Below are 13,638 nucleotides of genomic sequence, written 5' to 3'. Positions count from 1 at the left end.
CCGCGATCAGAAGTTGGCGCGGAAGCCCATGTAGAAGAAACGGCCACGGTTATCGTAGACGCCCGAACCGGTGCCCACGCCGGTGAGGCCGTAGGGCGGGTTCTTGTTCGCAACGTTGTTGATGCCGCCGTAGAAGTTGAAGCTCTTGTTCACCTCCAGCGCAAAGCGGACGTCGTTGTAGACGACCGACGGATACATGCGGATGTCCGCATAGTCCGGGTTCTGCGGCGGTTCGCCATTGACGCTGTTATAGTCTTCCCAGGCGTTCAGGTACATGCCGCTGATGTAACGGAGCGTGTGGCCGATCGTGAACTTCCCGAACGTCACGTCGGTGTCCACGGTGAAGCGGTCCTGCGGATCGTTCAGCTCGCCGGTGATGACGTTCTTGTAGTTCGGACGCGACGGATCGGTGTAGTTGTCGCGCTGGATCACATGGGTCCACTCGCCCTTCATCCGCACCAGAGCCCAGTCGAACCGGTGGTTGTAGGTGACGTTCGCATCGATGCCGCGCGCCTTGTAGCGGGCATAGTTCTGCGGCGCGTCCTGATACGAACCCTCGATGATGCGGTACGCCTGCTCGCCGTTCGGACCGCCGGCAGCGGGCGCGCGCTGGAAGAGCCCGCAGAACTGGTTGTTCAGCGACGGCGCGTCATAGCAGGCGTTCAGTGCGGCCTGCACCGACGGCGACGTGATCACGTTCTTGACCGTGATGTCGTAATAGTCGCCTGAGATCGAGAGACCCGGCACCCAGTGCGGCTCGAAGATGCCGCCCAGCGTCCAGGAACGCGAGCTTTCTTCCTTCAGGTTCGGATTGCCGCCGCTGAGGATCTGCAGCGACGAGGTGTAGACATAGTCATAGGACGCCGGGATGCCGGCCGCAGCGCAGTTCGCCTTGCGGTTGGCCGAGCCGGTGTTGATGTTGCGCAGCGAGCAGGGATCCGCCGGGGCCGGGGTGAAGTTCTGCCCCGCGACCGCATAGAGATCACCCACATACGGCGCACGGACGGCGCGCGAATAGCTGCCGCGGATGCCGAAATCGCGCACGGGGCGCCAGATCGCGTCGCCGCTGTAGGCGAACACGGTGCCGGTCGTACCGCGATAGTTCGCGACGCGACCCGAACCGCTTGCGGTCAGTTCCTGGAAGAACGGCACGTCCTTGAGGATCGGGACCGAAATCTCGCCGAACGCTTCCTTCACTTCGAAGGCGGGCGAACGGAAGGTCGGGATGGCGTTGTAGAACGCATAGCCAGCCTGGGTCAGCGGATCGAGGTCGTAGCGCAGCGTCTCGCGCCGATATTCGCCGCCGACCGCAACGCTCAGCGGGCCGCCCGGCAGCTCGAACAGGTTGCCGGCGACATAGCCGTTGGCCACGAACTGCGTCGCGCTGCCGGTGGCAGTGGTGTTCATCAGCAGATAGTTGCGCGCCGCGCTGCTCACCGAGCCTTCGCCGAACGGATTGAGCGGCACACAGGCCGCGACGTCCGCCGCGAGGACCGCCGGGTTTCCGGCGCGATCGGTGCCCGCATAGGCCGGGCTGACCTGCGAACGGCAGACGATATTGCCGTTGGCGTCGCGGGTCGTGTCATTCGCGAGCAGGAAGCGCTGGCGATTGACGTTGCCGCTGATCACGTTGGTTTCGCGATGCTCGCTGTACTCGGCCGACACTTCATAGTGCCAGCTGCTGGCGATTTCGCCACGCGCGCCGCCGACGAAGCGGTACACCTCGCGCTTGATGTTCTCGTCGCGCGTGCCCAGGTCGACCCAATTGCGACGCAGCGAGAAGCGATAGGTGCCTGCCGCGACCTGCGCGAGCGACGCGGCCTGCTGCGCGGCGGTGATCGCGGCGCCGGTGTTCGGGTTGACGCCCGTCGCGATCGCGGCCTGCAGCTGTGCGGTGATCGTGTTACGCGCGGCGCTGTTCAGATAGGGGTTGTCGAGGCGGATGCCCTCGCGATTCACGCGACCGGTGGCGCCACCGGTGGTGAAGTAGGACAGATCCGTGAGGCCTGTGCCCCCGATCTGATCGCTGAGCGTTTGCCCCTGCGAGAAGAACGGACCACTCTGCGAACCGAACGCTTCGGTGCGCACATACTTGGCTTCGAAGAACGGCACGAACGCGCTCGACACTTCGAAATGGCCCAGGGCGTTGAACGCATAGCGCTTCACGTTGGGCGACAGCACCACCAGCTTGCCTTCGCGGCCGGTCGAACCATTGCCGCCGACGAAGCTGCCGTTCGGGCCAAGGCCGACGCGCAGGCCCGTCTGCGGGGTGAGAGCGCCGCCCGGCTGGAACAGATAGGCGCACGTGAAGGCGTTGCCGACGGCGTCGGTGCCGCACGGGCGGCCGCCGGTGTTGCCGTAGCGGAAGCCGAGCTGGCCGCCGAGCGAGATGGTGGTGCTGCGCAGATCGCGATAGAAGATGCGATCCGGCACGTCGTCGGACGAGGCGCCGGTGTCGGTGTCGACCACGACGAACGCGTCATTGTGGCGCAGCGCCGGACGGTCGGAAGCATAGTAGTCCGACTGGTGCGAATATTCCGCCGAGACCACAACGTTGCCGCGGCCGTCGGCGAAGTTCTTGCCGGCCAGCAGCGACACGGTCTGGTTGCCGGCATCGCCATACTTGCTCACGCCGGTACGGGCGTTGAGCTGCAGGCCGTTGAAGTGATCCTTGAGGATAAAGTTGACGACGCCCGAGATCGCGTCCGAACCGTACACGGCCGACTTGCCGCCGGTGACGATGTCGATGCGATCGATCAGGTCAAGCGGAATCGTGTTCACGTCGACGGCGTTGCCGTTGTTGATGATGTCGCTGGTGACCTGGCGACGGCCGTTGATCAGCGTCAGCGTGCGCGACGTACCCAGACCGCGAAGGTCGAGGAAGTTTTGGCCACGACGGCCGAGGCCCGAGGTGGAGTTCTGCGAGCCGACCGTGCTGCGCAGCTGCGGCATCGTGTTCAGCACGTCGCCGACCGAGATGCGGCCGCTGTTGGCGATCTGTTCGGCGGTGACCGTGGTGATCGGAACCGGCGAATCCTGGTTCGCCGTGCGCAGACGCGAACCGGTGACGACGATCGAAGCGTCGTCCTCGGCGGCGGGCGCGCCGGCATCGTTCTGCGGAGTCGTCTGCGCCAGCGCCATGGTCGGAACGAGCATCGCGCTCCCGACCAGCGCCGTCGCACTCAAAAGCTTTGAAAATTTCATGGATTGCCCCTCACAGGCGATATGCCTGAGGGAGCTTTGACCCGAGATGGCCGGATTCTTACAAGAGGTTTGGTTACGTTTCTTTCATGTTTATTACGGCCTGTTGCAGCATTGTCACAGAGTGAAACGAATTGTTGCTAAAATGCAGCAAAAGCGCGCAATTTAATTACAAACAGTTGCTGAAGATAATCCAGACAAGTGCGCCCCGATGCGCTGGATAAAAAAGAGCCGGGGTTTTCACCCCGGCTCCGTCTTCCATCGCGGATTGGATACGTCAGTCGCGCTCGACGCACATCGCGATGCCCATGCCGCCGCCGATGCACAACGTCGCAAGGCCCTTCTTGGCATCGCGCTTGTTCATCTCGTGGAGCAGGGTGGTGAGGATGCGCGCGCCCGAGGCGCCGATCGGGTGGCCGATCGCGATCGCGCCGCCGTTCACGTTCACCTTGTCGGCATCCCAGCCCAGCTCCTTGCCGACCGACAGCGCCTGCGCGGCAAAGGCCTCGTTGGCCTCGATCAGGTCGAGATCGCCGATCGTCCAGCCGGCCTTTTCCAGCGCCTTGCGGCTGGCGGTGACCGGGCCGATGCCCATCACCGACGGGTCGACGCCGGTGCTCGCCCAGCTGCGGATGGTGGCGAGGATCGGCGCGCCGCGCTTCTCGGCTTCCTCGCGGCTCATCAGCACCAGCGCCGCGGCGCCGTCGTTAAGGCCCGAGGCGTTGGCGGCGGTGACGGTGCCGTCCTTCTTGAACGCAGGGCGCAGGCCGGCGACGCTGTCCACCGTCGCGCCGGCGCGGATATATTCGTCATCGGCGACGATCGTCTCGCCCTTGCGGGTCTTGACTGTGACCGGCGCGATCTCGTCCTTGAAGCGGCCGTCGGCACGCGCCTTCTCGGCGAGGTTCTGCGAGCGGACCGCGAACTCGTCCTGCTCGCCACGGGTCACCTGATATTGCTCGGCGAGATTCTCCGCGGTGATGCCCATGTGATAGCCGTTGAACACGTCGGTTAGGCCGTCCTTGATCATCGTGTCGACCAGGCTCAGGTCACCCATCTTGGTGCCCGGGCGCAGCGACTGGGCATGGGTGCTCATCGACATCGATTCCTGGCCCCCCGCGACGATGATCGAGGCATCGCCGTTGCGGATCGACTGGAAGCCGAGCGCCACCGCGCGCAGGCCCGAGCCGCAGACCTGCTGCACGCTCCACGCCGGCACTTCCTTGGGCACGCCCGCATGCATCGAGGCCTGGCGGGCGGGGTTCTGCCCCTGCGCGGCGGTGAGCACCTGGCCGAGAATGACTTCGGAAACTTCCTCGCCCTTCACGCCGGCTTCGGCGAGGGCGGCCTCGATCGCGACGCGGCCAAGCTCGTGCGCGGGGGTGGCGGCGAAGGCACCGAGAAAGCTGCCCACCGGGGTACGCTTGGCGGCAGTGATCACGACGTCGGTCATGCTGGTCTCCTGGGGTGTGTTTGGTCGCTATCTAGTGCGGGGAAGTGCAGTTAACCAGTGAGCAAGCGGCTCCCACACCGCTTTGCGCGCGCGGCCGCCGACGATCATGCCGACATGGCCGAGCGTCATCTCGCGCACTTCGCCCAGCCGCGCGGCGCTGGCGGCCGGGACGATGCGGTCGGTGGTGGAGATCAGCGACAGCGCGGGCATGTCGAGCGCCTCGGGCTGCGCGGTGATGCCTGCCACCTGCCAGCGGCCGCTGCCGGGCAGGTCGGCCGAGAGGAAGTCGTCGAACAGCTGGCGCCCGGCTCCGAAGCTGAGCGGCGCGCCGGCATTGGCCCAGTCCTCGAGTACGACGAAGGCGCGTGCCTCCGCCGCCTTGGGATGGAGGCGGCCGAAACGCTCGTACTTCACGATCGTGCGGCGGGGATCGAGCTGCCAGAAGCCGGCCTGCAGCACCTCCATCGGCACCACGCCCAGCCGTTCGCAGGTGGGATAGGCCTGGTCCCAGAGTGCTGCGAACCGCTCCAGCGCGGCGCCATAGCCGGCGAAGTGCCAGGGCGCCGCGATGGTGACGAGGCCAGCGGTTTCGATCGCCTGCGCCGCGGCGATCGCCATGGTGCCGCCGAGGCAATAGCCGGCAAGCACCGGCGGGCGCCGCAACTGGCGCAGCAAGGGAAGCAGCAATTGCTCGACATGGCCGTTGACGTCGAGCGCTGCCTCGTCAGGCACCGGGCTTCCCCAATCGACCAGCAGCGGGCGCACGCCCTGGCGCGACAGCCAGCGCAGCAAGGAATTGCCGCGCGCAAGATCAAGCACCACCGGCGGGTTGATCAGCGACGGCACGAATACCACCGGCCGGCCATGCCCGCCATAATCGCGCAGCACCGCGCGGCCGGCGCGCGCGACGATCGGCTTTTCGGGGCGCGGGGCGGGGCGGGGGGCGTGCTGATAGGCGGCCAGACCCGCCAGCGCGGCTGCCCGTCTTTCGGGCGATGTTGCCGTTTCGTTGCGCAGCAATGCGAGAAAAAGCGGCAAAGGGCGCGGTCCGTGTTGCGGCGCGTCAGAAACTGTAGTTAGGTGCGCATCTGTCACGCGCGGGGTTCCCCATGAAGAAAGCTGCACCTGGAAGCGGTCCGGTCATTATCAAGAAGTACGCGAACCGCCGCCTCTATAATACCGAGACTTCGTCCTACATCACGCTCGAGCATCTCGCAGCGATGACGCGCGAAGGCCGCGACTTCAAGGTCGTCGACGCCAAGACCGAAGAGGACATCACGCATAATGTCCTCACCCAGATCATCATGGAGGAGGAAGCCCGCGGCCAGACGATGCTGCCGGTGAACTTCCTGCGCCAGCTGATTTCGCTGTACGGCGATTCCATGCAGGCGATGGTGCCGGGCTATCTGGAAGCGTCGATGGACAGCTTCCGCCGCAACCAGGAACAGTTCAAGTCGGCGGTCGAAGGCGCCTTCGCCAACTCGCCCTTCGCGGAGATCGCCAAGCGCAACATCGCGATGTTCGAAGCCGCGGCAAGCGCCTTCCAGCCGGGTGGCGCCGCGAACCCGGCTCCGGGTGCTGCGCCCACGACGGCCCCGGCGGCGCCCGAGGCGAGCAGCGGCGGCGACGGCGACGTGTCGTCGCTCAAGGCCGAGCTGGCCCGGCTGCAGGAAAAGATCGAGAAGCTGGGGAAGTAACGCCCCCCGTTGAAGTAAGCCATATCCTCCCCCGCCAGGGGGAGGTGGCGGGGGAAGCGCGGCGGAGGGGGAGGAAGCCCGACGCTTGCGAGGTTCTGGCATCCTCCCCCTCCGAGCCGCTGCGCGGCCCACCTCCCCCTGGCGGGGGAGGATACGCCCTCCCAATACCCCCTTACGGCTTGCGGAATTTGAGCGTCATACGGTCGCTCTCGCCGATAGCGGCGTATTTGGCGCGGTCCTGGTCCTTGAGCGCATAGGTGGGCGGCAGCGTCCATACGCCGTTGGGCCAGTCGGCGGTGTCGGCCTTGTTGGCATTCACTTCCGATGCACCGACGAACTTGAAGCCCGCCGCCTCGGCCAGCCGGCGCACGGTCGACACCTTCAGATAGCCGCTGTTGGTCTCGCGCTCGTCGCTCGCGTTTTCGGGTAGGCGATGGTCCTCGATGCCCAGCGTGCCGCCCTTTTTGAGCATCGCGTACATCTGCTTGAACGCCTCGGGCGAATAGTCCTTTCCGTCCTTGCCGCCCATCCGCCAGTTATGGACGTTGCGGAAGGTGAGCACCACGTCGGCCGTGCCGTCCGGCACCTTGGCCTGGCCGGCGGCGGCAGGGAAGGCGACGACGCGGATCGGGCCGTAGAGCGCGGCATCTTTCGCCTTCAGCGCCTCGATACCCTTGGCGTTGCCGCTCGGCACGGCGGCGTAGAGGATGCCTTTGCCCTTGGTAAGCGGCGCGAGAATCTCGGTGTACCAGCCGCCGCTCGGCCAGATCTCGACGACGGTGTCGCCGGGCTTCACGCCGAAAAAGGCGAGCGTGTCGGCGGGGTGGCGATATTTGTCGCGCGCGGTATTGGCGGGCGTGCGGCTTGGTGCCTGGACCGCGGCTTCGATCGCCTGGCGCAGCGAGGCGGGTTGCTGCGCAGCAACGCTGGCGACGGCGGCGAGGGTGGTGACGGCGGCGACGGCGACAAGACGATGGCGCATAAGCGATGGCTCCCTGCTATCGGTGCGCGACTGTGACGCAACAGGATGACGATGCAACTAGAATTCTGGATCGGCGCCGGGGTTGCGCTGCTGATCGCGATCGTGGCCGGGGTGGCCGAGCATCGCCGGCGCAAGCGGCGGAATCTCGAACAGGTTGGTTGGGTGCCGTGGATGGCGATCCAGATGGCCGGGCTGTTCGCCGCGCTCGTGCTGGTCAGCGTCGCGTTGCACGCGGGTTGAGGCTTTGAAGATCCTCCCCTGAAAGGGGAGGTGGCGCGCGCAGCGCGACGGAGGGGTGTCAGCGCTGGTATCGTGGCGCGCACCCTTAGCGGGTACACCCCTCCACCACCGCCTTCGGCGGCGGTCCCCCTCCCCCTGCGGGGGAGGATCTAAGAGTTACAGGCACGCCTCCAGCAGCGCCTGGTCGAAACCGAACTGCTTGGCCTTGTCGAGCGTGTAGGGGCGCAGGCCCATCGAGCGATATTCGCCGATGATCTTCCCGTCGGTGCCCTCGTCGAGATACTCGAACTTGAACAGCTCCTGGGTGACGATCACCGGGCCTTCCATGCCGATCACCTCGGTGATGTTGGTCACCCGGCGGCTGCCGTCGCGCAGGCGCTTCACCTGGATGATCAGGTCCACCGAATCGGCGATCTGGCGGCTGATCGCTTCCTTGGGCACCTTGATGTCCGACATCATCACCATGTTCTCCATACGCGCCAGCGCCTCGCGGGGGCTGTTCGAGTGGAGGGTGCACATCGAACCGTCGTGACCGGTGTTCATCGCGGCGAGCATGTCGAAACACTCGGCGCCGCGGATTTCGCCGAGGATGATGCGGTCGGGCCGCATACGCAGCGCGTTCTTGACCAGGTCGCGGATCGAGATCTCGCCCTGGCCTTCGAGATTGGCGGGTCGGGTCTCCAGGGGCAGCCAGTGCGGCTGCTGCAGGCGGAGTTCGGCGGCGTCCTCGATGGTCAGCACGCGCTCGCCGGGGTCGATCATCTTGGAGATCGCGTTGAGCATCGTCGTCTTGCCCGAGCCGGTGCCGCCCGAGATGACGATGTTGAACCGGCTCGCGCCCGCGATCTTGAGCGCGGTCGCCATCTTCTCGGACATCGATCCGCCCTTGGCCATCATGTCGAGCGTGATCGGCTTGGCGGAGAACTTACGGATCGAGATGGCGGTGCCGCGCAAGCTGAGCGGCGGCACGATCACGTTGACGCGGCTGCCGTCCTTGAGCCGCGCATCGGCGAGCGGGGTGGTCTGGTCGACGCGGCGGCCGACCGAGTTGCAGATCCGCTGCGCGATCTGGAACAGATGCTCCTCGTCGCGGAACTGGATGTTGGCGAGCTCGAGCTTGCCCTTGCGCTCGACATAAGTCTGCTCGGGGCCGTTGACCATGATGTCGGTGACGGCGGCGTCGGCGAGCAGCTCCTCGAGTGGGCCCAGGCCGAGCAGCTCGTCGACCAGCACCTTCTCCAGCGCGAACTGCTCGCGCCGGTTGAGGGTCAGCTTCAGCTCGGCGAGCACTTCGCCGATGATCGGGCGGAATTCTTCGGCCAGCTCGTCCTTGCTCAGCGTCGCCGCGGCCTCGGGATCGACGCGCTCGAGCAGGCGCGGCAGCACCTGTTCTTTGATGCGGTGGATCGAGGCCTCGAAGCCCTCGTTGCGCGAACTGCCCTGGTCGGCGGGCGCCGCCTGACGATCGGCGAGGCGCTGCATCGCGTCGGCGCTCGCCGCGCTGGGGCCGAGCGGGTCGCGCTCCAGCATCGGGTCGGCGAAGTGGTGGCCGGGCAGGGGGACCGAGTCGAGCGGCGGGAACTGGTCGCCGCCCAGCGGCAGCGGCTCGGCACGTTGGTAACCGCCGCCCTGCATCGGCCGCGCCACGCCAAAGGCCGGACGTCCTCCGGTACCACCGCCCATGCCGCCACGACGCCCGAACGCGCTCATCGAACTTCAGTCCTCCAGGAAGGTACCGGGACTAAAGGACAAGCCTTGCGATTTGGCTAACTATGCGGGGGAGCCCCAAACGCAAACAGCCCCGCTCGCGCGGGGCTGTTGCAGGCCAGCGGCTGGAAGCCGGGCTTATTCGGCGCGTTCAGCCAGCACGGTCAGGCCGCGCTCGTTGACCTCGGCGAAACCGCCTTCGACGCGGATCAGCTCGGGCGTGGTGGCGCCGGGCTTGTACAGCTCGATATTGCCGTCGCGGATCGTCGACATGATCGGCGCATGGCCTTCGAGCACGCCGAAATCGCCCTCGCTGCCGGGGACGACGACCATGTGAACCTCTTCCGAGCGGACGAGACGTTCCGGAGTGACGAGTTCGAAGTGCAGCATCTCGGTTCTTCCTAAGCCCCTCCCCCGAAGGAGAGGGGCGAGAGTCAATTACGCCTCGTCGGCGAGCTTCTTGGCCTTGGCGATCGCGTCGTCGATGCCGCCGACCATGTAGAAGGCCGCTTCCGGCAGATGGTCATACTCGCCGTCGACCACCGCCTTGAACGAGCGCACGGTGTCTTCCAGCTGCACGAAGGCGCCCGGAATGCCGGTGAACACTTCGGCGACGTGGAACGGCTGGCTGAGGAAGCGCTGGATCTTGCGGGCGCGGGCGACGGTCAGCTTATCCTCTTCGGAAAGCTCGTCCATGCCCAGGATCGCGATGATGTCCTGCAGCGACTTGTACTTCTGCAGGATGGCCTGCACCGCACGTGCCGTCTCGTAATGCTCCTGGCCGACGACGCGCGGCTCGAGCACGCGGCTGGTCGAGTCGAGCGGATCCACCGCCGGGTAGATGCCCAGCTCGGAGATGGCGCGGTTGAGCACGGTCGTCGCGTCCAAGTGGGCGAACGAGGTTGCCGGCGCCGGATCGGTAAGATCGTCGGCGGGCACGTACACGGCCTGCACCGAGGTGATCGACCCCTTGTTGGTCGAGGTGATGCGCTCCTGCAGCTGGCCCATGTCGGTCGACAGGGTCGGCTGATAGCCCACCGCCGACGGAATACGGCCGAGCAGTGCCGACACTTCCGCGCCCGCCTGGGTGAAGCGGAAGATGTTGTCCACGAAGAACAGCACGTCCTGGCCTTCGACGTCGCGGAAATACTCGGCGATCGTCAGGCCCGACAGCGCGACGCGCGCACGGGCGCCCGGCGGCTCGTTCATCTGGCCATAGACCAGCGCGACCTTCGAACCTTCCGAGATGGCGTTGCCGTCGGCGTCCTTGGCGATAACGCCGGCGTCGAGGAACTCGTGATAGAGATCGTTGCCCTCACGGGTACGCTCGCCGACGCCTGCGAACACCGAGGTGCCGCCATGGCCCTTCGCGATGTTGTTGATCAGTTCCTGGATGAGCACGGTCTTGCCCACGCCGGCGCCGCCGAACAGGCCGATCTTGCCGCCCTTCGCGTACGGCGCGAGCAGATCGATCACCTTGATGCCGGTGACGAGAATCGCGCTGTCGGTCGACTGGTCGATGAACTCAGGCGCCTTGGCGTGGATCGGCGCGCGCAGATCGGTGCTGACCGGACCGCGCTCGTCGATCGGCTCGCCGACGACGTTGAGGATGCGGCCGAGCGTCGCCGGGCCGACCGGAACCTGGATCTGGTTGCCGGTGTCGGTCACGGTCTGGCCGCGGGTCAGGCCCTCGGTGGCGTCCATCGCGATCGTGCGGACGGTGTTCTCGCCCAGATGCTGTGCGACTTCGAGAACCAGGCGGTTGCCGTTGTTCTGGGTCTCCAGCGCCGAAAGGATCGCCGGCAGGTTGTTCTCGAACGTCACGTCGACGACCGCGCCGATCACCTGGCTGATGCGGCCGACATTGTTGGTGCCCGTGGTCGGGGTCGTGTCTACAGCGGCGGTTGCCATTGTTGCTTTCCTTGCTTCGTGCAGCTTTTAGAGCGCTTCGGCGCCCGAAATGATTTCCACCAGCTCGGTCGTGATCGCGGCCTGGCGGGAACGGTTATACTGGATCGTCAGACGGTTGATCAGGTCGCCGGCGTTGCGCGTGGCGTTGTCCATCGCGGTCATCGACGCGCCCTGCTCGCTGGCCTGGTTCTCCAGCAGCGCCTTGAAGATCTGCACCGTCAGGTTGCGCGGCAGCAGATCGGCGAGGATCGTCTCTTCGTCCGGCTCGTACTCGACCGAAGCACCCGCACTCGCCACCGTCGTCTCCGGTACCGAGACCGGGATCAGCTGCTGCTCGGTCGGCACCTGGGCCAGTGCTGAGCGGAAGTGCGAGTAGAACAGGGTCGCCACGTCGAACTCGCCCGCGAAGAAGCGGTCGGTCACGTCCTTGGCGATGGCGCGCGCCTCGTCATAGCCCGGGGTACGAACACCAGTGGTGTCGAACTGGCCGACGATCATGCCGGGGAAGGTACGGGCGATCACCGCGCGGCCCTTGCGGCCCACGAGGTAGAACTTCACGGTCTTGCCCTCGGCAATCAGCGTGCGGGCCTTGAGGATCGCCGCCTTGACGATGTTGGCGTTGAACGCGCCCGACAGGCCCTTGTCGCCATTGGCGATGATGAGGAGCTGCGTGTCCGCCTTGCCGGTGCTGGCGAGGAGACGCGGCGCATTGTCGCTGGCCCCCACCTTGCTGGCGAGGCTGGCGACCACGCCCTCAAGGCGCTGGGCATAGGGACGCGCGGCTTCTGCGGCGGCTTGCGCCTTCCGCAGCTTCGCCGCCGCGACCATCTGCTTGGCCTTGGTGATCTTCTGGGTCGACTTGACCGAGGCGATCCGGCCCTTGAGTTCCTTGAGGTTGGCCATCCGGCGGCAGTCCCTTAGGCGAAGGTCTTGGTGAAGGCGTCGAGCACGCCCTTCACCTTGTCCCGCGTACCGTTCTCGAAAGCCTTGGTGTCGCGGATCTCGGCGAGCACCTCGGCATGCTGCGAACGGAAGTGCGCGAGCATCGCGGCTTCGAAGCGGACCACGTCCTTGACCGCGACAGTGTCGAGGTAGCCGTTGGTGCCGGCGAAGATCGAGATGGTCTGCTCTTCGAACGACAGCGGGCTGAACTGCGGCTGCTTGAGCAGTTCGGTCAGGCGCGCACCGCGGTTCAGCAGCTTCTGGGTCGAGGCATCGAGGTCCGAACCGAACTGCGCGAACGCAGCCATTTCGCGATACTGGGCCAGCTCGAGCTTGATCGAGCCCGACACCTTCTTCATCGCCTTGGTCTGCGCGGCAGAACCCACGCGCGACACCGAAAGGCCGACGTTGATGGCCGGACGGATGCCCTGGTAGAACAGGTTCGTCTCGAGGAAGATCTGGCCGTCGGTGATCGAGATCACGTTGGTCGGGATGTAGGCCGACACGTCGCCTGCCTGGGTCTCGATGATCGGCAGCGCGGTCAGCGAGCCGTTGCCGTTGGCGTCGTTCATCTTCGCGGCGCGCTCGAGCAGGCGGCTGTGGAGATAGAACACGTCGCCCGGATAGGCTTCGCGGCCCGGCGGACGGCGGAGCAGCAGCGACATCTGACGATAGGCGACGGCCTGCTTCGAAAGATCGTCATACACGATCACGGCGTGCATGCCGTTGTCGCGGAAGAACTCGCCCATAGCGCAGCCGGTGTAGGGCGCGAGGAACTGCAGCGGAGCGGGCTCCGAGGCGGTCGCGGCGACGACGATCGAATACTCCATCGCGCCATTCTCTTCGAGTTGGCGGACGATCTGCGCGACGGTCGAGCGCTTCTGGCCGACGGCGACGTAGATGCAGTAGAGCTTCTTGCCTTCGTCGCCCGAGCTGTTCGGGCCCTTCTGGTTGATGAAGGTGTCGATCGCGACGGCGGTCTTGCCGGTCTGGCGATCGCCGATGATCAGCTCGCGCTGGCCACGGCCAATCGGCACCAGCGCGTCGATCGCCTTGAGGCCGGTCTGCACCGGCTCGTGCACCGACTTGCGCGGGATGATGCCCGGCGCCTTCACTTCGACGCGGCGACGCTCGGTATATTCGATCGGGCCCTTGCCATCGATCGGGTTGCCCAGGCCGTCGACGACGCGGCCGAGCAGGCCCTTGCCGACGGGAACGTCCACGATCGTGCCGGTACGCTTGACGGTGTCGCCTTCCTTGATCTCGGCGTCCGAGCCGAAGATCACGACGCCGACGTTATCGGCTTCGAGGTTGAGCGCCATGCCCTGCACGCCATTGGCGAATTCGACCATCTCACCGGCCTGGACATTGTCCAGCCCGTGGATGCGCGCGATGCCGTCGCCGACGGACAGCACCTGGCCGATTTCCGAAACCTGCGCTTCGGTGCCGAAATTGGCGATCTGGTCCTTGATGACCTTCGAGATTTCTGCGGCGCGGATATCCAT

The 13,638-nt window shown here is 65.9% G+C and carries 11 protein-coding genes; 2 read left to right on the top strand and 9 right to left on the bottom strand.

The features are described from left to right. Positions 1-6: 6 nt before the first annotated feature. The 3 genes from ACTJKY_RS00830 to ACTJKY_RS00820 all read right to left on the bottom strand — a co-directional run bounded on the left by ACTJKY_RS00830 (position 7) and on the right by ACTJKY_RS00820 (position 5,692). Complete coding sequence (locus tag ACTJKY_RS00830; RefSeq protein ID WP_440843554.1) at positions 7-3,204, bottom strand: TonB-dependent receptor domain-containing protein; 3,198 nt, start codon at positions 3,202-3,204, stop codon at positions 7-9. A 274-nt stretch (positions 3,205-3,478) separates the two neighbouring features. After that, entirely contained in the window at positions 3,479-4,654 is a 1,176-nt protein-coding gene (locus tag ACTJKY_RS00825; RefSeq protein WP_440843552.1) for an acetyl-CoA C-acetyltransferase, read from the bottom strand. A 27-nt stretch (positions 4,655-4,681) separates the two neighbouring features. After that, positions 4,682-5,692 (bottom strand): alpha/beta fold hydrolase, encoded by a 1,011-nt coding sequence (locus tag ACTJKY_RS00820; protein ID WP_440843550.1) that lies wholly within the window; start codon positions 5,690-5,692, stop codon positions 4,682-4,684. A 71-nt stretch (positions 5,693-5,763) separates the two neighbouring features. On the opposite strand from ACTJKY_RS00820, the gene phaR reads away from it, so the two are divergent. Further along, positions 5,764-6,351 (top strand): polyhydroxyalkanoate synthesis repressor PhaR, encoded by a 588-nt coding sequence (gene phaR / locus ACTJKY_RS00815; protein ID WP_440843549.1) that lies wholly within the window; start codon positions 5,764-5,766, stop codon positions 6,349-6,351. A gap of 172 nt (positions 6,352-6,523) precedes the next feature. On the opposite strand, the gene ACTJKY_RS00810 is transcribed toward phaR, so the two are convergent. Beyond that, positions 6,524-7,333 carry a class I SAM-dependent methyltransferase gene (locus ACTJKY_RS00810; protein WP_440843547.1) on the bottom strand — a complete coding sequence of 270 codons (810 nt, stop codon included), beginning with the start codon at positions 7,331-7,333 and terminating at the stop codon, positions 6,524-6,526. A 51-nt stretch (positions 7,334-7,384) separates the two neighbouring features. On the opposite strand from ACTJKY_RS00810, the gene ACTJKY_RS00805 reads away from it, so the two are divergent. Further along, a complete protein-coding gene (locus ACTJKY_RS00805) occupies positions 7,385-7,573 on the top strand; it encodes a hypothetical protein (RefSeq protein WP_141988113.1) in 189 nt (62 codons plus the stop codon). 156 nt (positions 7,574-7,729) lie between these two features. Here the strand turns inward: ACTJKY_RS00805 and ACTJKY_RS00800 are convergent, their stop codons facing one another. From ACTJKY_RS00800 to atpA, 5 genes are all read right to left on the bottom strand, one after another. Then, positions 7,730-9,283, bottom strand: a complete 1,554-nt coding sequence (locus tag ACTJKY_RS00800; RefSeq protein WP_440843545.1) for a CpaF family protein — start codon at positions 9,281-9,283, stop codon at positions 7,730-7,732. Between the two features lie 135 nt (positions 9,284-9,418). Further along, complete coding sequence (locus ACTJKY_RS00795; protein WP_121072229.1) at positions 9,419-9,670, bottom strand: ATP synthase F1 subunit epsilon; 252 nt, start codon at positions 9,668-9,670, stop codon at positions 9,419-9,421. Positions 9,671-9,718: 48 nt separating this feature from the next. Continuing rightward, positions 9,719-11,191, bottom strand: coding sequence for a F0F1 ATP synthase subunit beta (atpD, locus tag ACTJKY_RS00790; protein ID WP_141988116.1), 1,473 nt, complete (start codon positions 11,189-11,191; stop codon positions 9,719-9,721). 27 nt (positions 11,192-11,218) lie between these two features. Further along, positions 11,219-12,094, bottom strand: coding sequence for a F0F1 ATP synthase subunit gamma (locus ACTJKY_RS00785; RefSeq protein WP_141988117.1), 876 nt, complete (start codon positions 12,092-12,094; stop codon positions 11,219-11,221). Positions 12,095-12,108: 14 nt separating this feature from the next. Next, positions 12,109-13,638, bottom strand: coding sequence for a F0F1 ATP synthase subunit alpha (atpA, locus tag ACTJKY_RS00780; protein ID WP_440843544.1), 1,530 nt, complete (start codon positions 13,636-13,638; stop codon positions 12,109-12,111).

The sequence above is a fragment of the Sphingomonas sp. 22176 genome (assembly GCF_052045505.1).
Lineage (GTDB): Bacteria > Pseudomonadota > Alphaproteobacteria > Sphingomonadales > Sphingomonadaceae > Sphingomonas.
Note: the sequence above shows the minus strand (reverse complement) of the source record. Positions and strands in the feature narration are given on the sequence as shown.

Bases quoted from the DNA above. Each gene is read 5' to 3' on its own strand.
- phaR (WP_440843549.1), top strand. From the start codon at position 5,764: ATGAAGAAAGCTGCACCTGGAAGCGGTCCGGTCATTATCAAGAAGTAC.
- ACTJKY_RS00785 (WP_141988117.1), bottom strand. From the start codon at position 12,094: ATGGCCAACCTCAAGGAACTCAAGGGCCGGATCGCCTCGGTCAAGTCG.
- ACTJKY_RS00805 (WP_141988113.1), top strand. From the start codon at position 7,385: ATGCAACTAGAATTCTGGATCGGCGCCGGGGTTGCGCTGCTGATCGCG.
- ACTJKY_RS00825 (WP_440843552.1), bottom strand. From the start codon at position 4,654: ATGACCGACGTCGTGATCACTGCCGCCAAGCGTACCCCGGTGGGCAGC.
- ACTJKY_RS00800 (WP_440843545.1), bottom strand. From the start codon at position 9,283: ATGAGCGCGTTCGGGCGTCGTGGCGGCATGGGCGGTGGTACCGGAGGA.
- atpA (WP_440843544.1), bottom strand. From the start codon at position 13,638: ATGGATATCCGCGCCGCAGAAATCTCGAAGGTCATCAAGGACCAGATC.
- ACTJKY_RS00810 (WP_440843547.1), bottom strand. From the start codon at position 7,333: ATGCGCCATCGTCTTGTCGCCGTCGCCGCCGTCACCACCCTCGCCGCC.
- atpD (WP_141988116.1), bottom strand. From the start codon at position 11,191: ATGGCAACCGCCGCTGTAGACACGACCCCGACCACGGGCACCAACAAT.
- ACTJKY_RS00830 (WP_440843554.1), bottom strand. From the start codon at position 3,204: ATGAAATTTTCAAAGCTTTTGAGTGCGACGGCGCTGGTCGGGAGCGCG.
- ACTJKY_RS00795 (WP_121072229.1), bottom strand. From the start codon at position 9,670: ATGCTGCACTTCGAACTCGTCACTCCGGAACGTCTCGTCCGCTCGGAA.